Annotated in this window: 19 protein-coding genes and 1 tRNA gene; 5 read left to right on the plus strand and 15 right to left on the minus strand. The window is 54.4% G+C overall.

The window, feature by feature from the left end:
* Window positions 1-14: 14 nt before the first annotated feature.
* Window positions 15-1,175: a zinc-binding dehydrogenase gene (locus RE6C_RS10655; protein ID WP_039961772.1), complete on the minus strand. Its 1,161-nt coding sequence runs from the start codon at window positions 1,173-1,175 to the stop codon at window positions 15-17.
* Complete coding sequence (locus tag RE6C_RS10660) at window positions 1,148-1,717, minus strand: helix-turn-helix domain-containing protein (RefSeq protein ID WP_261340115.1); 570 nt, start codon at window positions 1,715-1,717, stop codon at window positions 1,148-1,150. Before RE6C_RS10660 ends, RE6C_RS10655 begins: the two co-directional genes overlap by 28 nt.
* Before the next feature lie 147 nt (window positions 1,718-1,864).
* On the opposite strand from RE6C_RS10660, the gene RE6C_RS10665 reads away from it, so the two are divergent.
* The 4 genes from RE6C_RS10665 to RE6C_RS10680 all read left to right on the plus strand — a co-directional run bounded on the left by RE6C_RS10665 (window position 1,865) and on the right by RE6C_RS10680 (window position 5,961).
* Entirely contained in the window at window positions 1,865-3,208 is a 1,344-nt protein-coding gene (locus tag RE6C_RS10665; RefSeq protein ID WP_008656468.1) for a DUF5690 family protein, read from the plus strand.
* Window positions 3,209-3,241: 33 nt separating this feature from the next.
* Entirely contained in the window at window positions 3,242-4,423 is a 1,182-nt protein-coding gene (locus RE6C_RS10670) for a TIGR03364 family FAD-dependent oxidoreductase (RefSeq protein WP_008656469.1), read from the plus strand.
* Complete coding sequence (locus RE6C_RS10675) at window positions 4,416-5,108, plus strand: phosphonatase-like hydrolase (RefSeq protein ID WP_039961774.1); 693 nt, start codon at window positions 4,416-4,418, stop codon at window positions 5,106-5,108. Before RE6C_RS10670 ends, RE6C_RS10675 begins: the two co-directional genes overlap by 8 nt.
* A 67-nt stretch (window positions 5,109-5,175) precedes the next feature.
* Entirely contained in the window at window positions 5,176-5,961 is a 786-nt protein-coding gene (locus RE6C_RS10680; RefSeq protein ID WP_008656473.1) for a class I SAM-dependent methyltransferase, read from the plus strand.
* Window positions 5,962-6,338: 377 nt separating this feature from the next.
* Here RE6C_RS10680 and RE6C_RS10685 read toward each other — a convergent pair.
* From RE6C_RS10685 to RE6C_RS10700, 4 genes are all read right to left on the minus strand, one after another.
* A tRNA-Ala gene (locus RE6C_RS10685) sits at window positions 6,339-6,411 on the minus strand.
* Window positions 6,412-6,566: 155 nt separating this feature from the next.
* The gene (locus RE6C_RS10690) at window positions 6,567-8,693 is read right to left on the minus strand and encodes a fused MFS/spermidine synthase (protein WP_008656475.1); all 2,127 of its coding nucleotides are present in this window, start codon (window positions 8,691-8,693) and stop codon (window positions 6,567-6,569) included.
* Window positions 8,694-8,954: 261 nt separating this feature from the next.
* A complete protein-coding gene (locus RE6C_RS10695; RefSeq protein WP_008656479.1) occupies window positions 8,955-10,088 on the minus strand; it encodes a thioredoxin fold domain-containing protein in 1,134 nt (377 codons plus the stop codon).
* A 381-nt stretch (window positions 10,089-10,469) separates the two neighbouring features.
* On the minus strand, window positions 10,470-12,572 hold the full coding sequence (locus tag RE6C_RS10700) for a vWA domain-containing protein (protein ID WP_008656481.1): 2,103 nt from the start codon (window positions 12,570-12,572) through the stop codon (window positions 10,470-10,472).
* Between the two features lie 218 nt (window positions 12,573-12,790).
* Between RE6C_RS10700 and RE6C_RS10705 the strand changes: the two genes are divergently transcribed.
* A complete protein-coding gene (locus RE6C_RS10705) occupies window positions 12,791-13,468 on the plus strand; it encodes a metallophosphoesterase family protein (protein WP_008656484.1) in 678 nt (225 codons plus the stop codon).
* Between the two features lie 25 nt (window positions 13,469-13,493).
* On the opposite strand, the gene RE6C_RS10710 is transcribed toward RE6C_RS10705, so the two are convergent.
* The 9 genes from RE6C_RS10710 to RE6C_RS10750 all read right to left on the minus strand — a co-directional run bounded on the left by RE6C_RS10710 (window position 13,494) and on the right by RE6C_RS10750 (window position 23,980).
* Window positions 13,494-14,021 carry a hypothetical protein gene (locus tag RE6C_RS10710; RefSeq protein ID WP_039961775.1) on the minus strand — a complete coding sequence of 176 codons (528 nt, stop codon included), beginning with the start codon at window positions 14,019-14,021 and terminating at the stop codon, window positions 13,494-13,496.
* Between the two features lie 8 nt (window positions 14,022-14,029).
* Window positions 14,030-14,575, minus strand: a complete 546-nt coding sequence (locus RE6C_RS10715) for a hypothetical protein (protein ID WP_052034945.1) — start codon at window positions 14,573-14,575, stop codon at window positions 14,030-14,032.
* On the minus strand, window positions 14,572-15,021 hold the full coding sequence (locus RE6C_RS10720; RefSeq protein WP_008656489.1) for a hypothetical protein: 450 nt from the start codon (window positions 15,019-15,021) through the stop codon (window positions 14,572-14,574). Before RE6C_RS10720 ends, RE6C_RS10715 begins: the two co-directional genes overlap by 4 nt.
* Complete coding sequence (locus tag RE6C_RS10725) at window positions 15,018-15,572, minus strand: GspH/FimT family pseudopilin (RefSeq protein WP_144054727.1); 555 nt, start codon at window positions 15,570-15,572, stop codon at window positions 15,018-15,020. The genes RE6C_RS10720 and RE6C_RS10725 overlap by 4 nt, the downstream gene beginning before the upstream one ends.
* 145 nt (window positions 15,573-15,717) lie before the next feature.
* Window positions 15,718-16,050 carry a prepilin-type N-terminal cleavage/methylation domain-containing protein gene (locus RE6C_RS10730; RefSeq protein WP_008656494.1) on the minus strand — a complete coding sequence of 111 codons (333 nt, stop codon included), beginning with the start codon at window positions 16,048-16,050 and terminating at the stop codon, window positions 15,718-15,720.
* Window positions 16,051-16,228: 178 nt separating this feature from the next.
* A complete protein-coding gene (locus tag RE6C_RS10735) occupies window positions 16,229-16,987 on the minus strand; it encodes a biotin--[acetyl-CoA-carboxylase] ligase (RefSeq protein ID WP_008656496.1) in 759 nt (252 codons plus the stop codon).
* Complete coding sequence (locus RE6C_RS10740) at window positions 16,984-19,035, minus strand: c-type cytochrome domain-containing protein (RefSeq protein ID WP_008656498.1); 2,052 nt, start codon at window positions 19,033-19,035, stop codon at window positions 16,984-16,986. Before RE6C_RS10740 ends, RE6C_RS10735 begins: the two co-directional genes overlap by 4 nt.
* 29 nt (window positions 19,036-19,064) lie before the next feature.
* On the minus strand, window positions 19,065-21,560 hold the full coding sequence (locus tag RE6C_RS10745; protein WP_008656500.1) for a DUF1549 domain-containing protein: 2,496 nt from the start codon (window positions 21,558-21,560) through the stop codon (window positions 19,065-19,067).
* The gene (locus RE6C_RS10750; protein ID WP_008656503.1) at window positions 21,557-23,980 is read right to left on the minus strand and encodes a PPC domain-containing protein; all 2,424 of its coding nucleotides are present in this window, start codon (window positions 23,978-23,980) and stop codon (window positions 21,557-21,559) included. The genes RE6C_RS10745 and RE6C_RS10750 overlap by 4 nt, the downstream gene beginning before the upstream one ends.
* Window positions 23,981-24,019 lie beyond the last annotated feature (39 nt).

Below are 24,019 nucleotides of genomic sequence, written 5' to 3' on the forward strand. Positions count from 1 at the left end.
GTCACGTCGCTCAATCAAGCGTCCGAGGACGGATACACGGCCACGCGAACGGGCCGTTGCTCCATCGCATACTCAAACGCTTGCTCGACTTCCCGAAGTGGAAACCCTTTCCCGACCAACGTGTCGAATGGGAATCGTTGGTGGTTGCGTTCCAAGAATCGCAACCCATCATCTAAATCGCGAGGCAAGTAGTTGTGCAGACCGCGAATGGTCAGCATCCGGCGAATGGCTTGTTCGGGATAGAGTGCGATTGGATCCGATGGGAACACGGATCCAACCAAAACCACGCATCCACCCATCCGAACCGAATCCAAGCAGGCATTCACGGCCGTCGTCATTCCCGCGAAATCGATCGCAATGTCCGCGCCTCGACCGTTGGTCATTTCCTGTAGCATCGATTGCCGTTCGTCCGCGGTCTCACCAACGATCAAATCAGTTGCTCCAAAAGATTGAGCCAACTCTGCTCGACCCGCGTTTGGATCAGCAACAACGATTCGTGCCGCACCGGCTTCGTTCAACTGTGCCGCGGCCGTCAAACCGAGCATACCCGCTCCGACGACCAGAACCGTTGCGTGTTTGACTCGGTGAGTCTGATTGACCAAACGAAGCGCAGCCGAAACCGTGGCCGTCGCGCAGTTGACTGGTGCAACCACTTCGTTGGTCAACTCATCTGGCACCGGAAAAATCGGTGTCCCAGCGACGAGCACGCAGTGTTCGCTCAGGCCTCCGGTCGGATGCCCATGACTGGCTTCGTGGCCGTATTTGAATAGGGAGTCACACTTCTGATTCAGATCGTTGCTGCAATAGAAACAGTGCTCACAACCAACCGACATCGCCCACGTGACTCGCTGTCCGATTTGCAACGGCACACCGTGGTAGTCAGACGGCGTGAATTCGCCGCACCATCCGATGACTTCTCCGACGATTTCATGTCCAAGCACACCATGATCGTGGCCCTTTCGTCGGCCCGAGACGGTGTGCAAGTCACTGCCACACAAAGTGCAACAAAGGACTCGAACGAGCACTTGGCCCTCATCCAACGGATCAAGCTTGCTTCTTGATGAAACGAACCGTCGTTCGGTGGAATCAAATTCCATCGCGACGTTTTCGATCTCAGATAACAAATCCGGCTCACGATCGTTTGGAATCACTGACGTCCCAACCGAAATAGACATATCACTTCCGCTTCATTTGCAAATGGATTGGCCAAGCAATGCTCCACTTCACTATCAAAGTAGAGGCTGTCACCTTTTGATAAGGTGAACTCTTGCTCGCCGTAAAAAAACCGAACTCGCCCTTTCAACACGGTTAGAAACTCCTCGCCCTCGTGCGTTCGCGGTTCACGCTCTTCGCCGCTGGGAATCTTCAGCAGGAACGGATCCATCGTTCGATGCGTCCGCTCACTGGCGAGCGAGTAATACTCGATCAGAGAATCCGGATCGCGTTGAATCCTCTTCCGTTCGTCGTGCCGGACACAAACGATCTGCGGCCGATCGTCCAATCCTTCTAACAAACTCGACGTCGAAACACCCAAGCTCGTCGCCAAATCAGCAAGTGCGGGAAGCGACGGCGTGATGCGAAAGTTCTCCACGCGGGAGAGCCAGCTCTTCGTTTGGCCGCTCTTTTGTGCCACCTCATCCAAGGTCATCCCGCGATCCAATCGCAGCTGCCGAAGACGCTGTGCTAACTCCACCAAATTCATTGCCTGACCCCGCATCGCAACATTATGAGGATCGGATGAAGAATCCTCTGTGCATGTTGACTGTAAAGAAACATTGTTGCACCATCGCGAATTCGCGTCCAGGCTTCGCCCGGCAACCTCGCGATTTTCCTTCATCACAAACAACACTCCTCGCGTGACCTCATGGCAACGACCACGGATGCTTCCCTGAACGGGAACGCAACGATCACGCGGGACAGTATTGTTACTCGATGGTTGACGGACACTAATCCAACGGCATTTTCGATCTACTGCATTGTCGCTGCCTTCGGCACCTACTTTTGCATGTACGCGTTTCGAAAGCCATTCACCGCCGCCACCTATGATGGGATGGTCGCCTTTGGGGTTGGCTACAAAACGATTCTCATCACCTCGCAAGTCGCCGGCTACACGCTCTCAAAGTTTATCGGCATCAAGGTTGTCTCCGAGATGCCGGCGCGGTACCGGGCGATCTCGATTGTTGCATTGATCGGCATCGCTGAAGTCTCGCTGCTGTTGTTTGCGGTCACTCCAGTTCCTTGGAATTTCGTTTGCTTGTTCGTCAATGGATTACCACTTGGAATGGTCTTCGGACTGGTCCTCGGGTTTTTAGAAGGACGCGCCGTGACCGAGACGCTATCCGCCGGTCTTTGCGCGAGCTTCATTCTGTCGTCTGGCTTCGTAAAGTCCGTCGGCCGAACTTTGATCGAAGTGCATGAAGTTGGAACGTTTTGGATGCCAGTGATCACAGGCCTACTTTTCGTTGGTCCCCTGTTGATCTTCGTCTGGATGCTCTCTCAAATCCCGGCACCATCGGCAAACGATGAACGCTTGCGATCCAAACGTTCGCCGATGAACGGTGAACAACGCCGTGCGTTCTGGCGTCGCCATGCGTTGGGACTGACCGGCTTGCTCTCGATCTATGTTTTGCTCACGCTGATCCGAAGCCTTCGAGACGATTTCGCAATTGAGATCTGGAGTGAACTCGGTGTCGAAAACGAACCGACCGTGTTCGCACGCTCCGAATTCTGGGTGATGATCGGCGTAGTCACAGTCTCGGGGTTGACCAGTTTGATCCGAAACAATCGCATCGCATTCCTGTCGTCCATCGCGTTATTGACGACCGGCTTCGCGATTGTTGTGGGCGCTGTTGCGGGCCAGACTTATGGCCAACTTTCACCAATGACCTTCATGGTGCTGCTGGGATTCGGGATGTATATCCCCTATGTTGCTTTTCACACCACCGTGTTCGAACGCATGATCGCGGCCCTCCGAGAAACGGGAACGATCGGCTACCTAATGTATCTCGCCGATGCCCTTGGTTATCTCGGGTATGTCGGCGTGATGTTCTATCGCAATTCGGTCACCTCCGATCGCAACTTCCTGTCGCTGATGAATCGAACCTCCGTCGTGGTCGCCGTTTTGGCCAGCCTCATCGCAATCCTTCTCTTCATCCACTACACAACCAAGATTCCTCGTCACGAATCGCCCGTCGACGAGCACGTTTAAACACAAATTTCATTGTCCACTTCGAATTCATCCATGACGTCTCACACCACCGCCGCGCATCACTCTGACCTGATCGTCGTCGGCGGGGGTGTCCTCGGAACCTTTTACGCCTACCACGCGTTGCGACGAGGACTGAAGGTCACGCTGATAGAAAAAAATTCGAAACCGATGGACGCGACGGTTCGCAACTTCGGTCAAGTCGTTCCCTCGGGTCTGGATCGCGACTGGCAAGTTCACGGGCGTGAGAGTCTCCGGATATACAAAGAACTCCAAGCTCAAACCGAACTGTCGGTTCGCCAAAACGGAAGCGTGTACATTGCCTCAGACGAAGAGGAATGCACGTTGATCGAGGAACTGCATCAGATCAATCAAGATGCAGAATACGAATCGGAATTGTTGACGCCCGAACAATGCCGAATCAAATACCCAAATCTCCGAACGGAATACTGCCGCGGCGGCCTGTCTTTCCCGCAGGAAGTTTCGGTGAACCCTCGCAGGATGATTCACCATCTGCATGACTTTCTTCGAACCCAGGCCAATTTCGAATCACGCTTCGAGACGCTGATCCAGCACATCGATCCGGTTCGCTCCAATCTGATTCACCTGCAGACATCCAAAGGCGAAACTCTGTCTGCAAACAAGGTCATCGTCTGCTGCGGCGCAGAGTTCCAGACACTGTTTCCAGAAAACTTTCGCACAAGCCAGATGAAGCTTTGCAAATTGCAAATGCTTCGGCTTTCACCTCAACCGCAATCGGTGCTTCCAGGAAATTTGCTGACCGGCCTTTCGATCCGCCGTTACGAAAGCTTCTCGGAATGCCCCTCTTGGAACGCGATCAAAGCCAACGAACCAACAGACACGTTTGCTCACGTATGGGGGCTGCACATTCTGTTCAAACAAGAATCCGATGGCGGAATTATTTTGGGTGATTCGCATGAGTACACCTCCGCCGACCGGCCCAACGAACTCGATTTTGACATTCGTTCCGACGTCAACAACGCCATCTTGATGGAAGCGAAGCGTATCATGGACCTTCCGTCCTGGGACGTCGAAGCTTTCTGGCATGGCATTTACAGCCAAACCTCTCATCCGTCCGGCATCCACCTTGAAACGATCTTTCCCAACGTGCATGTCACGACGGGAATCGGAGGAAAGGGAATGACCAGCAGTGCCGGCTTCACACAGCATCACCTCACCGAGCTTTACAATGATTGAACTCGTCGTCTTAGACATGGCAGGAACCACCGTCGACGAAGACAACGTCGTCTACAAAACCGTTCGACAAGCCATCAACGCCGCTGGGTACAACTTCACCCTGGAACAGGTCCAGTCCGCCGGGGCTGGCAAAGAAAAATCTCAAGCCATTCGCGACGTTCTCGCGTTGGACGGCGCGGACCATTCCGAAGATGAAGTCCAAGCGATCTTCGCTGATTTTCGCAATCGCCTCGCCGTAGCCTACAACTCGCTCGATGTCGTCGAACAGCCAGGTGCCTCCGACATTTTTCGCGAGCTTCATTCGCGAGGCATCAAGGTTGTCCTCAACACTGGCTACGATCGTCCGACCGCTGAAAAATTGGTCCACAAGATTGGTTGGACCATCGGTGAAGACGTCGATGCGTTGGTAACCGCCAGCGATGTCGAAACGGGACGTCCCGCGCCTGACATGATCTACTTGGCCATGGCGCTGACCCAAGTCACCAACGCAGCTTCGGTCGCGAAGATCGGCGATTCCCGAATCGATATCGAAGAGGGCCAAAACGCAAATTGTGGAATGGCTCTTGGCATTACAACGGGTGCACAGCCAGAATCCGAATTGCTGCAATCCAATCCGACCGCTGTCATTCATCACCTCAGGGATTTGCTTCAGCTGGTGGACCAAACCAGTAACGCGGCGGTCTAATACTTGGCGATGATGAGTTGTAAATTGGTTGACTCGCGAATCGCATGTCCCATCGATAGGTTTCAATATGGATGAGTCCGATGTTCGCGAATTCAACAAGGACGCTTGGGACAAACAAGTCGAACAAAACAATCGCTGGACAAAACCTGTTGACCAGGAAACCATCCAATGCGCCAAGTCCGGTGACTTCTCCATCGTGCTCACTCCCACCAAGCCGGTCCCCAGCGATTGGTTTCCGCCACTCGAAGGAACAGAAACGTTGTGCCTGGCATCCGCCGGCGGTCAACAAGCTCCGTTACTCGCAGCCGCCGGTGCGAAGGTCACGGTGTTTGACAATTCCCCGAAGCAATTGAAGCAAGACCGTTTTGTCGCGGAGCGAGACGGTCTCAAGATGAATTTCGTCGAGGGCGACATGGCCGACCTGTCGACCTTTCCCGATGACACCTTCAACCTCGTCTTCCATCCTTGCTCGAATGTTTTCGTGCCCAACATCCTCCCAGTTTGGCGAGAGTGTTATCGGGTGCTTCGCAGTGGGGGCACCCTACTGGCCGGCTTTACGAATCCTCTTCGATACATCTTCGATGATGAACGTAAAGAGAATGGCAATCTCGAGGTTCGATACAGTCTCCCCTATTCGGACCTGGAACATCTCGACCAATCGCACATTCAACGATCAATCCAGGACGGATTCGCATTGGAATTTGGTCACACGCTCGAAGATCAAATGGGCGGCCAATTGAAGGCGGGCTTTTTGCTTTCCGGGTTCTACGAAGATCGCTACGCTTCGGACGCGAAGGATCCATTGTCGAACTTCCTGGATACTTTCATCGCTACCCGTGCAATCAAGCCATAAGCATCCAACATCTCAGCCAATGACGCGAGGCATTGCTGAACAGCGACTTCGCGATGGCATCTCGTCTCTCGACCGTACATCCAGATCGCTCTTTGATGACATAAAGAGCGACCTAAATTCTAAACCGAAAAATTCAGGGCAATTTCGCGACAACGGTCGCGACGTCCGCCCGGTCTCCGTGCGAGATCACCGCAGCCTGGAGAAAGGGTTTTCGGATTCAAGGACTCTTCTTTCGTGAAGACCTACACGCCCCCAATCGAACATGGCAATCCACGACCACCTTTGGCCTCGAATCGCGAAATGCCATCAATCGTTCGTGGAGAACAAGATCGGCGCACGAAAAAAGCCGCTTGCGAAAATGCAAGCGGCCTTTTGAGTGGAGGATAACGGACTTGAACCGATGACCTACGCGCTGCCAGCGCGTCGCTCTCCCAACTGAGCTAATCCCCCGGGTGAAGTGGCAGATTATCGGCTTGATTCGCTGTGCGTCAAGCCCGTCGGAACCTGGTTTCGACGATTCTTTGCACTTCTTCGCAGCTGCGGCGAATTCGAGTTTGCACGATGGCGATTGCCGCCGGAAAACTCAAATTGCCGGGCAATTCGCGTTACAGAGAAGGCCAAATCAGTACGCTCGCCAGATTGTGATGCTGGTCCGTCCACAGAGGTGCGGACTCGACAACAGACGCATCCGGTTTTTGCGCGACACTCAAATGTTCCGATTCCCAAAATGCGTCGTCGCGATCCGTGGCGATGACCCAACGCGATGGACGGGTGTAAACCTGATCGCGGCGGTTGTTCTGAATCAACCGGCTGGGCATCCCGATGGCCAGGGTCAATCGGTGGGTGAGCGGAACCAAATCGAGGTGGTTGTTTGAGACGTGCACGGCCAACACGCCGTTGTCGCCCAATCGCTCCCGATAGAGCTGCATCGCTTCGAGCGTCAAAAGGTGAGCTGGAATGGCGTCGCTGCTGAAGGCATCCAGGATCAGCAGATCAAATCTTTTGTCCGTATGACGTTCTAACAATAAACGGCCGTCACCCAAGTGATGCTCGATCGCGGCCGGACAATCGCTGAGGAACGTGAAGTGCTCTTCCGCGATTGCCAACACATCCGGATTGATTTCGTACATGTCCATCGTGTCGCCGTCTCGTCCATAAGCAGCCAGCACGCCGCACCCCAAACCGATGACACCAATCCGCATCTCGGGAGACTCGGCTTGCATCGTGTGAATCAATCGTCCAACACCGCTGCTGTGCCCGAAGTAAGACGTTGGTGTCATGCGTTCTGGACCATGCAACTGAATTCCATGAATCGTATTGCCGTGCACCAGCTGCACTCGCTCCGCATCGTTCTCGACACGAAGCACACCGAAGAAATTCCGACGCTGATCGATCGTGTCGGTGCGATTGGTCAGCGTGGTAACGACCGCGGTAAATCCAATGATCGCCACGATCAACCCGTTGATGCGTTTGGAAAGCTTCCAATCACATGTGGTTGTCATCCAGGATCGAGAAGCCAAGAACGTGATCGCAACGACACCAATCGACAACGACATCGCGATGGGAAGTTCGCGATAGTCTTGGAAAACGAGCGGGCAGATCAGTGCGACCAAGATTCCGCCCATCGCACCACCAAATGAGATCAGTGCGTAGTACAAAGTCAATCGTTGGGTCGCTGGTTTACGGGCGGCGGTTTCACCGTGACACAGCAAACACACGCCGAGCAAAACGACCAAATATGACAACGCTTCCATCGGCATTTGCCAATTGCCGGGAAACCAGCCTTTCAACTGAATGACGACGAACGCCAGTCCGGTGAACGTAGCGATGAGTTTGGGGCGATACCAATTTGGTGAATCAAAGCTGATGATGAAGCTGAGCAAGTACAGGCTGAGCGGCAGCACCCAAAGAAACGGCATCACAGCGATGTCTTGGCAGACATGACTGGTCACCACCAACAACATGACCGAAGCCAAGGCAGGCAGACCGATCCATACACTCCAGTCCGCCACCCCCAGCTTGGCCAGAACGGATTGGCCTTCCGCTGATTCTTCGTTGTTGGTTGTCGAGTTTCCTTTTCGCCGACGCAGCAAACAGATCGCGAGCCAACCATCCACGACGACAAAAGCATAAAACGCCAACGACCAAAAAACCGACTGCTGTTCAATCGACAACAATGGTTCGACGACGAATGGATAGCTCAGCAAGGCGACCAGCGAACCGACGTTGGAAAGTGCATAAAGTCGATAGACTGATTCGGATTGATTTTCGTAGCTCAACCAAGCCTGCACCAATGGTCCGGTGCTGGAAAGCACGAAGTACGGCAACGCGACATGCGCGGTCAGCAACCAGAGCAGTGCCCAGGTTGGATCTTCGGTTCCAACGGGCTTCCATGCGTCCGAAGGCGCGATTGGCAATGACCAAGCTGCCGCACACAGCAACACCAAGTGCACGATGCCTTGCAAGGCAGGTGGCAAGAAACGCCTGATGCAGTGAGCGTAGAGATACCCAGCGAACAAGAGAACTTGGAAGAACAGCAAACAAGTCGTCCAAACCGCTGGCGTTCCACCAAACCAAGGCAGCACACATTTGCTGATTACGGGCTGAACTTGGAACACCAAGAAGGCCCCCAGCAACGTCGCTCCGGCAAAGACAAACCATGAGGTGGTTTGCTTGGTAGCGATGTTTGAAGTAGCAGTGGAACCGGAAACATCCGAGGTGCACGACGGCATGCGTTCATCTCAACAATTACGCGCAATGCGGCCTCGCCCCCGCGACGTGGTTCCGCCCGAAAGGTTACACCATGGTGCGCGACCGCGCCTTAACCAGACCGCAATCGGTGCCCCCTTCCAGGATTCCCTGAGCGGTTCACTCCGAAATTTCCCTACATCCCGAACAACACGCAAACCGCTCCCACAAACGCAACACGCCTCGCTGGCCAAACCAACGAGGCGTGTGTGAATATCAAAAATGCGTTTGTGCCGATCGATGGATCAGTTCACCCCTGGATTCGCATCCCGGACGGCGTGGTCCATGACTTCGATCGCGGCGTCGGTGTAGCGTTCGTACTCATTCCAAAAGTGATCCATCGCAGCTTCATCGGCGAAGAAGAACATGCGTTGATGAACAGGGTCCTTCATTCCGAATTGACGTTTGCCAGGAACGATCACACGCTCTTCGAAGAAACGAACCACGTCGATTTCATTCAACACAGGTGTGTATGGAGTCGGGTCAGCCAGAAACGTCTTCATCTTGGCTTCGCTTTGGAACAGATACAGCTTACCGAGGTGAACCACTCCAAACTTTGGATTGCCTTCGACCCATTGATCTTCGTTGATCACAGTGACGGAACAGAAACCTTCCATCGCAAGTTTCGGTTGGTCAGTGCCAAAGGCCGGAGTCTTCGCTTCAGGTTTCGGTGCGGATTGAGCTGGCATCCCCAGAGTCATTCCATCAGTGCGGGCTCCAGCCAAACGACCGGTTGCTCCGCCCGCGAATTGACTGTCAGGCGAAGGCAAGTTGCCGCCTGCAACGTGCGGGTTTTGTTGGGTGCGAGGTGGCATGGTCGCGGCAGTAGTGGTCACTGGCGGACCGGTCGGCGATTGACCGTTGGATGCCATCATTGTTTGCGTTGCACCTGGTGCAGGTGTGGTCATCATCGACGGCATTTTCTTTGCCGCGATTGCCAGCATCGCAACGTATCGCTTTGGATCTTGAGGACTGACCGAGGTGCCCAAAGGTTTCCCGGTCGGCGTGATCATCACATCGGTTGGAAATTTCGTGACACCAAACATCTTGGCCAACTCGGGCGATTTGCCAGCGTGGACTTTGACAGGCACGAACTTTTGCTCAACAGCGGATCCCACTTCGGGACTTTTGAAAGCACCGGCTTCCAAGCGATCGCACCAGACGCAATTGTCACTGGTGAAGTGCAAAAGCAAGCCTTTTCCGTTCTGCTGTGCTTCCGCTTGGGCCGCGGTGAGATCTTTTCGCCACTGAATGTCAGCTTGAGCGACACTGGTGAAAATCGTTGTCAAACCGAGCAAGACCGTTGCCGGCATCACTCGCGACCATTGCGAGGACGCAGTGGAAGAATCAATTCGCGGTGGTTTGGAGGACAAACGCATCGGACAAAATCCTTTTTGTCTTTCTCATAGGGAGCCAAAATCGGCTCAGGTGTGCCGGTATCGGTGGTATCGGAAGCGTCGACCTTGACGCTTGAGCGGAACCTACGAAGTTTCCGGCTGTGGCCGCCACACCAATGGAGGGTGTTTCGGATTGAGCCCACCAATCGATTTGTCGGCAGTTTCACGGATACAACCGACGGACCCTGAGTCATCTCAGCAAAGATCGTCAGCCCGGCAACACGCACGTGTTCGCCAGCGTGAATGAATGACGAAGACGAACCAAGATCCGCCAACCGTCAGCGAGATCTCAGAAAAGCCATTTCAGCGATCGAGCAACCACCACGCATCGATGCAAGCTTGCGTGTGAGTCTCAAAGCCAGCTTACAGCTTTGGCACAGGACGCTTGGGAGCTCGTTTGATCATCCGTTTCTGATCGTCACGCGGAGGACGGTTGTTGTTTCCGTTGTTACCTCGATTGGTTTGCGGCGGGGACAAGTCCGTGAAGGTCTCGGTCCAAACCCAACCGATTGGAACTTCCAGTTCCTTCTCGGCCAACATCGCCCAGGGAGTGCCTTTGTGCTCAGCAACAACACGCTCAAGGAACTCGCGAGCTGTGTCGGCTTCACGTTGCCACTTGCTGCCCACCGTGATCTCGTCGGCAGGCTTCAACACCCAAGTGTTGTTCTTTTCGTTTTCAAAGGGCATCCCGCGTTTCGCTTTGGCGAGGATCGCGTTGTACGTCTCGGTACGAACCTTCTGAGCCAGCACACGGCCGTAGGCTAAATCGAAACCGGCCAACCAACGAAGGCTCTCTTCTTCGTCGCGATTTTTCAAACCTTGTTCCAAAGTAGCCGCCAACTGGATCAAAACCGGTTCCAATTTCGCGGCATCTTGTTGAGCTGTGGTCAACGCTTGAGCCAACCCAGCTTCGTTGCGTTTCACGAATCGAGTTTGAGGGCGTTGGATCCCATTCACATTTTTAATTTGCGCGGCCGCGATCAACGCTTGGCGAAGCGGGCTACGCTTGACTGCTTTGACGTAGTCTTGAGGCGATAGATAATCCGGCCGATAGCGAGCCATCGCAGTCGGATCAAAGAACGCACGCAAATCGGCGGTGAATGCATCGATCTCGCCTCGCCGAACCTCTCGTGAAACGTTGCGGTTCGGGTGAACCGTGAAATAGATTCCTCCCGTTTCGTAACACAAACGCGTCAGCCCATACGGTCCGAAACCGCTATCGATCACGGGTTCTTGTTCAAAGTTTCCAGTGAAGCTCAGTTGCACACGTTCAGGCAAGAACGTTTCAGGCCCCTGGTCGACTTGAGCCCACTGGGGCGTTTGATCGTATTCAGGGTCCGGATCCACATACTTGACCAGCGTGTGCTCGCGACCGAACGGAGCGGGAACGCCGACGACGTAAACCGGAATGCCCCATTTGCGGCAAGATCCGATGGATGATTCCAACAAGTGAGCGTCATCACCGCGTTCATCCGTCACGACGACGAACATCACATTGCGTTTTGGACCTCGAGGTCCATTGCTGCGACGCAAAGAGTTGTATTGCTTGGCGGCCGATTCAATCGCCGTGAAGACTCTTTCGGTACCGGAGTTGTCGACGGGAATGTCAGCAACGGTCTGCTTGATCAAATCCAAGTCCGCCGTGGGCTCTTCGGTGAACAGTTGCACTTTTTCGCCGAACCCGATGATCGATGTCAGCACTCGTGCTTCGGAAGGGTCGTTTGGATCCTCGCCGGCAGTCTTTGAGTCCAATTGTTCGCGAAGCATCCCCAGTTCTTCGTAAATGCGATCGAACCGATCGCGAATATCCTGGCGTTGCCGAGTCAGCGAACCGCTTTGGTCAAACAACCACACGATCAACGTCGGACGTTCCTCTGCCGCTTGCATGACCTCAAACGTGATCTGGTCGACCGCCCCTGAGGCGCCAGCGGTTCCTTGTCCAACGCGACCTTTCTGATCGACCAATCGGTCTTGCGGTGCGACCGGTTGGCTGAACATCTTGTTGACCATGATGTCGCCCAGGTCGGTTGGCTCGAGGTCCACCGGGCTGACCATGTTGGCGATTTCAGCGAACGTCGCAGCGGAAGCTTCCGCCATGTCGAACTCAGCCAAAGCGTCGGAACCGATCTCGACCTGAGGTTGATCGCTAACAACGATCTCCTCAATCAGATCCACGGTCTCTTCGTATTCAGGCGGCGGTGCGATCATCACCACGGCTTCGTCGTCGACCGGGTTCTGCAACTGCACCAGTGCGAGCGACAGAATGACGATCAGGTGCACCATCATGCTGCCGACCATCGCAACCGTTTCATCGGCATCCCAAAACGATTCGTCTTCCCACAGTTCGCTCGACTCTCCGTTTTCGTACGGATGAACGGCATTGGCTTCCGGCGTCACGCTGTCTTCAGACGGCGAGCCCGAGGTCAATGCTTTCTTGATCGATGAAAGAAACGATGAGTCGCTCATGAAATCCGATTTTCAGCTAATTTACGTTCACAAAGCCGGGGCGTGGGGATTGCAAACCAGCGATCATGGGCGAAGATTTGCGATCCAAGATTGATCCGGGACACTCTCTCAAACGTTTTTTGCGACGATTTGAACCCTTTGATTGTAATCGAAAGTCCGATTCACAGTCTTAACCGCTCGATTCAAAACCTCGTTGACTTGAGGATCAGGCCGATTTGATGGAACAAACAAACGAATCAACTGGACGCCTGATCGCGATTGGGGACATCCACGGCTGTAACGTCGCTCTGCAAGCGATTCTGGCGGCAATTGATCCCCAACCCAACGATATCGTGGTGACTCTCGGTGACGTCGTTGACCGTGGCCCGGATTCCAAAGGGGCGGTGGACACCCTCCTGCAGTGCGGCCAAAGAACCCAGTTGGTGGCTCTGCAAGGCAATCACGAAGAGATGATGCTCAACGTGCTACGTGGCAGCGAGTCTCATCACAGTTGGTTGCGATATGGCGGAGTCGAAACACTTGACAGCTACGGCTTCGACGGTGGCTTGGATTTTCTTCCGGAATCGCATCGCGTCTTCTTTGAATCTCTCGGCGACTACTTTGTCTACGAAGATTACTTCTTCACGCACGCCGCCTACGATCCGGCGGTTCCTCTTGAGGAACAAACCGTGGAGATGCTTCGCTGGCACTCATTGCGACAAGGTGTTCCCGAACCACATCACAGTGGCAAAACCGCGTTCGTTGGACACACGGCAAACCACGAAGGTCAAATTCTCGATGTCGGGCATTTGGTCTGTCTCGACACCCACTGCTACGGCGGTGGTTGCTTGACCGCGATGGATGTTCGAACACGTCAGGTTTGGCAGGCCAACCCGGACGGCGTTCTCCTCTCGTAGTCGGCTATCAAGCCGAACCGGCGGTTTAAGATGCCGGCGGTGCGACCGGTGCGGTTGGCGACGGAGCGGGTGGTGTGGGAGTAGGCGGTGTGGCCGGAATCGCCGTCGTGACACTTGCCGCCGGCTGAGTTGCTCCCGGGTACATGTAGACTTGCAGCGAGACCGTTTGATTGACCGTGTCGATCACGGGCGTCGTCATCCAAGCGTTCGGGAATGACGAATCACCGAGCTCGGCATCTAAGCTCGCGATCGGCAGAACACCGTTCGTTCGAGCGAGTGCCACGTTGCGATGAATCAGTCCTTCTGCGACCAAACGTCCTTCCACCTGTTGCCGAACGTTTGATGCTCGAATGTTTGCTCGGCGATGCGATCGAACAATGCTGATCGCGGCCAACGACATCACGGCCATGGCTAAGAAGCTCAAAACCACCGCGGAACCGACGCGTCGCGATCTGCCTTGATGTCCCGTGTGGATCGGTCGTGTACACGCCATGCATCGACCAGCTGGCAAGCTGTTGCGATGGGATCGATCGGCGATGGTTGCGGCGTTCATAGCGGCGTTCACAGTTGAGGCGATAGACAGACGACGGTGGTCATCTCAGCGGAATCTTGATCAGGACGAAGCTCACCGGCACGGTCGCTCGTCGTTTGCAATTGCAGAGTCATTTCGATCCCCACTCGACGTCCCGCGACGATGATTTCATTCATGTCGAAATCTCGGACGGAATTGCCCAAGCAAATCGTCTCGCCCAGCAAAGGATCCACCATCACCAAAGACCGGTCGACGCCATCGGATGCACGACGGATTTCGAAACGGATCCGACGCAGATTCAATCCATCGTCGACTTGAATATCGCGATTCCCAATCGAAACGATTGAAAGTCCGCTGCTGGTCATCTGCCGGATCTGTTCGGAGAGAAATCTCAATGCCTGTCGACCTTCCGCCGCGGCACCCTCGTTGCCCTGTGAAATTGCTGTCACGCGAGCCGAACCTCGCATCATTCCGACCATGCTGGTTGCCAACGTTCCCACAATCGCGACACAGGCGATTGCTTCAATCAGGCTCACACCATTGCGTTTCGACGCTAAAGTACGTGATCGGTTCATAGCTGGCTCCACTGCGTACGCAACTGTTGACTCAACTCACCTTCGTCCGGCTGACCATTGTTGTTGCGGTCTTCCCATACCAACGCGTCCATGGTCAGCAAACTGGGGGTCAACGAATCTTCGATCGTCAGACGTGAACGCATGGATGTCGTTTCATTGCCAACCACGACCGCATCGAAAGTTCCACGGCGGGTCGCAAATTGAACCGGATCACAGAGGTCAATTTTAGCTTGCTCGATGATTCGTTCAGTTTCAAAGAGCAATTGGTCTTGCACATCAAGCCTCTGCAGCAATTGGCTTGTTTGGCCCATCAATCCCAACGCTGGAATCAAAACCAAAGACAACAGAGCGGCTCCTACGGCGACATCAATCAACGTCGCCCCGTGCCGGATTGAACGACGACTGGCTTTGCAAGCGCCGCAAATTCTTTGGGCGGAATTCATCATGTGGCATCCTTGTAGATATTCCCAGACGATGCCTGAACAAAAACCTCGACGCTCTCACTGTCGCGAGAAACCTTCATTTGCAGGTCTCGCGAAGCAGTCCCGGTCGGCGTGAACTGAATGCTAGATGCATTCGCCTTCACGTTGACATCCGGATGCAAAGCAATGGGATCCACCATCCAGGTCGACGAACCAGGGTTTGCTTGAGCACCGAATGCATCGGTGCCGTCGCTGTAGATTCCAGGTGCCGCAAGCATGTCGATGACCATGCGGTACTCGCCGTCGTCATCTTTGACACTCTTCCAACGGACCGTCACAGCGCAGCTTCGTGACACAGCAGTTTCGCGTGCGAGTCGCAATGACCGGACGATCAAATCTGAATCTTGGCGGATGGACGTGCGACTTGAAAACAGATGCCCAACGCTCGGCGCAGCGACCATTGAAGCGGTTAAGATCATGATGACCAACAACGCTTCGACCAATGTCACGCCAGCGCGACGACGAGCGCCAGGCTTCGTTGCCGTATTGCGGAGGCATGGTGCGAGCGGGGTCATATCACAAACTCATGAGAACAAGAACGTCGGAGACGTCGATTGACAGACGAAACCCGCAGGCACATACGAGGAACCGTTCCTCACCAAATGGATTGGAACGGTTCGTCGACGCATGTCTGCAAGTCGTCCGGTAGAAAACCGGTGACTAGTTGGTCACTGGTTTGCTGAACGTTCCAGTTGCGGCGTCGTAAGGATATTGACGCAACTTGTTGTAGCGAGTCCGCGATGCGGTATCGTCCGCTTTGATGTAGTTTTCGCGAACCAAGTAAGCGATGTTACGAGGATAAGCACCCTTTTCGAGGTAGTAGGTCTGTGCCATCGCGTTCAGCGAAGCGATGTCTTGTTCAGCCAACTTATCTTCGCTCTTTGCACGCATTGGAGCGACGGTAGCGACCGTCGCAGCAGCCACAACAGCGAGGATCACGACAGCAGCGATCACTTCCAACAGCGAAAAACCTGATTTCTTTGTACGTTTCATTTTCGAGATACTTGGTCTGAATGAGGAATTGTGGGACGGACGTCCTCTCGGACAGAACCCGAGAAATGATCCGAGAATCGCGATCACCTCTACTGAAACGTAGGTCAGAAATTGGGTGGTGGACGGAAATCTACTGAAAAATTTTTCCGGTCCAAATTCACACCCAACGTTGGCACTTTCACCCCAATGGCCGAGTGCGAACCTGCTGAACTTCGCCGCTGCTGCAGAATTGCAACCCGCTGGCGGTTCGTAGAATCAGGCTCCCGTCCCCATGTAAACCCTCGCAGATTCCCTCGATGGCCTGCCCACCAATCATGCAACGGACGGTATGCCCTCGCAAAACATTCCGATTCTCAAACCGTTGCACCACGTCCTTCGGTTGCTCATCGACTTCGCCAATGACTTCCAACAAATGAGGGCCAAGCGTATCAAGCAATTGGTCTTTGGAAATCAAACGACCGGTGGCATTCAAAATCGAAGTCGGGGGAATGCCGCCAGCAATCTGATCCATCTCGGGATGCTTCCCCAGATTGCAACCAATGCCAATCGCGAAAACGGGCTCGCCATCTGATGATGCATCGCCGTGACGTTCAATCAGAATGCCGGCAACCTTGCTGCCATTCATCCAAACGTCGTTGGGCCATTTCAAATGGACGGTCGTGGGACCAGCCACCATTTCGATGGTTTCCGCTAAAGCCACGCCGACCGCGATCGACAACAGCTCGGGCGACGCCTTCGCAATCAGCGTGCATGCCAAACCATCTTCCGCAGCAAACCAAGACTTGCCATGACGCCCACGCCCGGCGGTCTGCTGATCAGCAACGACCATCTTGGGAAGTTCACGCCCCAGTTCTTCTTCCGTCGCAGATCGCAGCCAATTCAGTGCCCACGTGTTTGTGGAATCCACCGATGGCAAGCGAAAAGTCGAAACGATCACTGAATCGCTTCGGCCAACAACTGTCTCTTCTTCTCCGCTTCGCTAAGTTCGCCGGCGACCGCAGCGTACGACTGTTCCGCTTGGTCAGCAGCGACGCGAGCCGCTTGAACCGTTTTTTCCATCTCGGTTCGTTGTGCCTGCATTGCGACGAGCGTCTCCTGCTGAGCTTTTAATGCCCCAGCCAGAGCCGCTTCGTCTTTTTTCGTTTGCACAATCAGTCGGCGTTGCTGTGCGATGTTGGACAATTGCTCCGCCAGCGAAGCTTCCAAGTCAGCAGCTTGGACCAATGCTGCGTCATCAGGCGAGTCGCCCAATCCAATGCGAGATGCGATGACCGTATCGTGTGCATCACGCGACTTCGATACGAGCGTGGGCAGAGCGGCGACCGTTTTTTCTCGCAGTGACTTCTTCGCTGCGATTTCAGTCTGACTCTTCGCGATCGCTTCGTTGTGCTGCTTGATCTTGGCGTCCATATCGGAAACCGCTTTTTCCGCGGCCTTCAAACCTTCCAACGTCGCGTCGCGTTTCTCTTGCAACGGAGTGAGCTTGACTTTGATCGATGCCAAAGTTTTCTCCACCGCGCCGATACGTTCTTTTGCAGGAGGAGGATTAGCCGCCAATTCCTGAATCTTCTTCGGATCCGCGACGGCCGACATGCGCACCGAACCGGTCCAGTCGCCATAGATCATCTGCGAACTGTCGTGCGTGATCGCGACTTCTAAAACAGCCTCCGATGCAGCCGGAGTTTCGGTGAGTTGCTTTCCGTTCGCGTCCCAAAGACGCACCTTCCGGTCTTTGCCAGCAGTGACCAATTGCCCTTTGTGGTCGAACTGGACCGCCGTAACGCCACCGCTTCCCGCATTGATCGATCGGATTGCCTTGCCGGAATTCACATCCCATAGCTTCACCGTGCCATCTTCGCTCGCACTGGCCAAGACATTCGAATCGTCTCGCCAAGCGATCGACCGAATCGCACCCTTGTGACCAGCGAGATCAAGGTACAACCGACCGGTTTCGGCTTCCCAAACAAACAACCCGCCGCTTCGGTCACCTGATGCGACCAAGACGCCGTCGGGGCTGTAGGCGACTGAATAGATCCAATCCGTGTGTTTCTTAATGTCGAACAACTGCGTGCCGTCCGTCGCATCGAAGATCCGCAACATTCGTTGAGGACCACCCAGAGCGATTCGAGACATGTTGTCGTTGACGTCCGCATCGAAGACGGTATCCAACTCGTCGCCAACTTGAGCAACTCGTTCACCGGTCTTGATGCTGTAGACGGCTGCAATGCCTTTAACGCTGTGTTCACCACCACCGGCGATCAAGTACTGACCGTCACGGCTGAAACGAAGCGACTGCGGAATGCCTTCTTCGAAAGGAAGCACTCCGAGCAACTCAGCGGTTTCGGTATGATACAGCGAGATTTGCTTTTGACCGGCCAGAGCAACCAAAGGTGCCCAAGGACTGGCACCGATTGCGGTGGTCGCCGCGGCACGCTCCGTTACCACGGGCACTCGTTGAGGCAACGCTTCGGGCATCGGCGGTGGACCTTCCGGTCGTCCGCTTGTTGAAGCGACAAACGCCAGTGCGTTCTTCCTTTTCGCTTTTGCTTTGGATCCCGAATTTTCCAGGATGCCGCCTTCGATCCACGATCGAATCACTTGAAGTTGATCGTCGGGAAGCTTGGGCTGGTTGGGTGGCATGACCGGTGTGTCGTCATGATTGACCAATTGCCAAAGCCGACTGGTTCCAGCGTCGCCATCGTCGTAGACAATCTCGCCGCTACCGCCGCCTTCCATCATCGCGCCGTATGAATCCAATGCCAAACCGCCACGCTTGTCACTTTGGCTGTGGCAGTTCAAGCAGTGCTGGCGAAGGATGGGTTTGACATCATCCTCAAAGGTCACCTTCGCCGGTTCATCGGTTGACTTGGCATCCGCAGCGAAAACGTCCGCAGGCGATTGCACCATCAAAACGCTTGCAAGCGTCAACGCAACGTTTCGAAGTCGCGTTGAACGCACCGGCATCTTTGAAAGAGGCAGCATCATGAGTTTATCTATCAGTGAATGAAACGGGATCAGTGGTTGAAAACGAATTCGCGGCCGTTGAGGACCGCCCAGAAAACGTCTTCCATGACCGCTTGAGGTTCGGCACCTTCTTCGGCGAGCAATGTCTTCACCGATTCGCGTTCCTCGGTCGATGGCTCACGACTGAGCGCTCGTCGATAAATGCGAACGAGAACCGCTTCGGGATCGAGCTTCTCATCGTTCAACCACTTTTTGATCAATCCACCACGCACGATTTTGCTGTGCACGGAACTTCCGTTTAGCAAGTGCAAAGCTTGTGACAACGACGGATCCGTTGTTGCTTCGCAATCACACACAGTTGCTCGCGGTGAACGACCAAACGTCGTCAAGAAGTAGTTTGACGTTGCGCCATCGGCGATTTGCACCGCGCGACTGCCCAACGGCAATCCACTGAATTTCTCAGGACTTTCGGTGACCTGGCAAATGCAATCCAACAAGCTTTCCGCTGGGACCCGACGAATCGCTGCATGAGCATAGTTTCGCGAATCGTGGGCGTTGGATTCGTTGGTCGCTGTGCTGCGTCCGTAGGCACGGCTGGTGCAGATGTCACGAACAAGTTTGCGGAAATCGTAGTTGTACTCGACTAATTTGTCGCCCAGCTCGTCAAACAACTCTGGGTTGCTCGGCGGATTGCTGACACGAATGTCGTCGACGGGATCGACCAGACCGGATCCCATGAAGTGCGCCCACACCCGGTTGGCAATGCTGGTCGAAAAGAACGGGTTCTCTCCATCGACCAACCAATCCGCCAACACCTCCCGGCGGTCTTTGCCCTTCGTTTCTGGTGCTTCACCACCCAAGAATTTGGGAGGCACGTTCTGGTTTGTCACTGGATGCTTGGTTTCACCGCTGAACCGGTTGTAAACGATCTTTTCACGGTAGTCCTCTGCTTGCTTTCGGCCGACTTGGCTGAAGAAAGCAGTGAACCCGTAGTAATCGTCCATGGTCCAACGATCGAACGGATGGTTGTGACATTGGGCACACTGAGTGCGAATGCCCATAAAGACCTGAGCAACGTTTTCCGCCGTCTTCAGTGTGTCACGTTCGATCTCGTAAAAGTTTGTCGCTGGTTGGCCAAACGTCCCGCCCGTGCTGGTCAAAAGATCGTGCACCATCTCATTGACGGGCACATTGCGAGCAAACTGATCGGTCAACCAACTCGCATACAGCATGGCTGACTTCTTGCTGACCTGGTTGGTGCTTTTGATCATCAACAGCTGAGCAAACTTCATCGCCCAGATTTCGCTGAACTCTTTTCGTTCCAGAAGACGATCGATCAATGCTTCGCGTTTGTCAGGAGCCACATCATTGACGAAGAGATTCAACTCTTCTTCGGTCGGCAACAGACCAGTGATATCAATCGTTGCTCTGCGGATGAATTCTGCGTCTGTGCACTGACCACTTGGTACCAAACGAAGCTGTTGCAGTTTCTTATCGACCAATTCATCCACATAACTGCTAGGTTGCGGTTCCGGTGCGGAGTATTGCAGGTCAGTGGGCAGCGTCAGAATTTGCGAGCCGACCGTGTGAGTATCAAACCGAGCCATCACAAACGCTTCGCCACGTGCACCAGCGGTAGCCAATCCGTTTTGGTCCATCGCCGCGACGGATGAATCGTTGGTCGAGAACGTCGCCAATCGACTCAGATCACGAGTGGTCCCATCGGCATAAGTTGCAACGGTCACGAAACGCTGCGTTGTTCCTGTGCCTTCCAGAACAGCTTGCTGTGGATAAATCGAAACCGAGGTCACTGCGGGAGGTTGTGCATCGGCTGGATCCATGGGAGCTCCGGCCTTCAACCAACTGTGCAGCGTGGCGTAATAATCCGAATCGACATCAAACAACTTGCCGCCGGTGTGCGGAACGGATCCAACCGACTTTTTCAGCAACAGGCTCTCCGATGGAACAGCCAGGTTAATACGTCGCACGCCAATTTCACGTGTAATGCGTTGGTAGTCACCGTTTGGATCAAATCCAAAGAGGCTGAGATTGAATCCGTCTTTTCCGCGAGCGGCACCGTGGCACGAACCGGTGTTGCAACCAGAACGAGTCAGTGTTGGCATCACGTCCTTGATAAAACTGACCGGTGGATGAGTCGCTGCCTGAGCGACTCGAACCTTGACTTCGACGTTTGTACCGCTGAACCGCCCGTTCAAGGTTGTTTCGCCATCGGCAAGCGGTCGCAGGATATGCCCGTCCAGTTTCGCCAGTTTGTCATCGCCCAAGGACCAACGAACCTTGTCGGTAACATCTTCTGTCACGCCGTCTTCACGCCGCATCACGGCGACAAAGGACTGGAAGTCGGCGGCAGTGGTCAACGAGATCTCAGGCGGATAGACCGCGAGATCAATCTTTGGCATTTCGCCTGGCTTTGACTTGATCGCTTCGGGTGAAGCAGCCGAGACTGAACCGGCCGAGACCATTGCGAATGCTATCGCGGTCAGCCCCAGTGCGTGAACAGTCAATCGATTGAAGGACCGGTTCATTTCGACTCCTTTTGCTGACGTAGTTGTTCCAAGCGACTGAGCGGCTTGGCGGCGGGCTTCGGTTTGGGTTTCGCTTCGGCTTTCTTATCTGCGGGCGGATCCTTTTTGACCGGCAATGGTTTGTCGATCCGAATCTCCCCGGTGCCATCCGTTTGGATCATTGTCTCGCCATCACGAGTGATCATGGTTTGGACGACCATTGTTTTGTGAGTCCCTGGTTTTGCGTCCGCAGCAACTTTCAGTTCGAACTGAACGGCTTCGGAACCAAGTTCCACTTTCTTTTGAGGCTCCTCGCAACTCACTCCGTTGGGGATCCCAACCAAGCGGACTTCGATATCCCCTTCGATGTCTCGACGTTTGGTCATACCGACCGCGAGAATTGTTTCGGCACCTTGTTCAGCAGCTGCCTTCGGGAAAGCAAAATCAAAGACTGGCTCTTCGACATCCAGCATAATTGGCGAAGTCGACATGGTTGCCGTTCCTCGACTGGTGCCGTAACTGACTTGCAGAATCATCGGCCAGGTTCCAATCGCAGCACTGCCATTCGCGGTGATCGGGATTACGACTTGGTCCTTGCCTTTGTCGATTCGCTTGCTGTTGTTCACTCCGATTCCCGGAGGGTTGTAAAGCGTTCGGAACGAAACAGTGCCATCGAATCCCTCGTCGCGTTTGATTCGAACGACCAGGTCCTTGCTTCCGCGGCGAAGGATAGGGGTTTTCGGTTGAACCACTTCCACGCTGAACGGCATCGCTTCGCAAACCGCCAACGCGGCTTTTTCCGTTTCATAGCCAAACATTTCTCGACGGTTCTGACCCAAGACGACTTTGTGGTGCTGGTTGAATTCACCCTGAATTTCTCGGTCACCGATTTTCCCGGCGGCGCCCACTTCAAAGAAAGCACCGCCAAGTTTGGCTTCCTTGGTCGCGTGTAGGACGATTGGAATTTCGACGCGTCCGGCAGGCATTGGGAACGTTTGAGCGGTCACGCCTTCTGGCAACCCTTCGACAAACGCATCGAACTGATCATTGAATTGATTGCGTCGAGCGGTCAGCACCATCGCACCGTGTCCACCAACGGGAACAGGAACAACCATCGCCTCATCGCGACGAAGTTCCTTCAATGTCAGTTCCAACGAAGGTTCACGACGGCTGAGTTCGATCACGTAATTGTGGTTGGGACTTCCGCGCCGCAGGTGATCGTAAACACGAACGAAGTGCATACCATCGGCGGCAGCATCGAAGTCAACCAGACCGTCAGGGTTGGGTCCGATGTCGTCGCTGCCTTTCAGCGTTTTGCCATCGGGACCGAAGACGTGGATCACACCATCAAGCGGCGACCGAAGGGTTTTGCGAGCGTGCAATTGAACTCGAACACGATCGCCCTTTTTGCATTCGAACGAATACCAATCGTAGCCATCACCTTCCTCGATGACACCGCACAGCAAAGCGGGAAACTGACCAGGCGAGGCTTGGGATTGCCCTTCATTGGGTTCGACTTCCGTCACAATCGGTGCATCACTGACGCGAATCCAGTTGGGCGACGGCGAAATGCCTCGGTCGTCTTGATGAGTCACCGGCCACTGTGCCACAGGCTCACTCGGTAGCTGCACACTGCTATCCGTTACCGTGCCATCAACATCGATCAACTTGGCTTGAAGCACTTCGCCATTGACGCCGCCCGATGGAATCACGGTGACCGGACGAGGGTACGAGCCAACGTGCAAACGATAGCCACACACATTGGACGCACCCAGAAACGAGCTTTCTCGTACCACAATTGTGTATTCACCAGCCTCTTCGGGCGTGAACGAACACAAGCTGTCTTGCTGCAACAGCGGCGAGTCGTCACTGACAGCCACTTCGAAACGATCAGAGTTCAAGATCGCAATGGCGGGGTCGAAAATATTTCGATTACGAAGTTCTTGAACCAATCGAATGCCTTCGATTTCGACCGTCAGCTTTTGACCGGCTTCCAGGTGAACCTTGAAGCAATCGACGTCTTCTCGATCGACGTTGCCCTCGATCGTGCGATCCATTTCGATCGTCTGTGGTTCTTCGAACGAGTTGTTGGGTTCAACTTCGTTGACGATCGGCATCGCTCCCACACCGAGCAAACGCAAGTCGGTGATCCCCGATTTCGTCACCAACCGAATTGGATACAACCCGGGAGCCAGTTTTTCGTCTGCCTTCAACTTCACCGTCACCGATTTTTCATCAACCGGCGTGACCTCCAAAATCTCTAGGCCAGGCAAGTCCGTCAAAACTTGCGTGGCATCACCCAGCGAACTGCCATGCAGGGTGATTGTCGACTCTTCGCCGCGAACGACGCCTAGCGGTCGCATGTAAGTGATCTTAGGGAAAGCCGCAGAAGCGGTTCCAACCACGAACATCGCACTCAGGACCGCCGCGACGCTGAGCAAGCAACGTTTAGCGGCGGCTACGTGGGCAGCGGAGACTAC

It is taken from the genome of Rhodopirellula europaea 6C (assembly GCF_000338295.1).
Taxonomy (GTDB): Bacteria; Planctomycetota; Planctomycetia; order Pirellulales; family Pirellulaceae; genus Rhodopirellula; species Rhodopirellula europaea.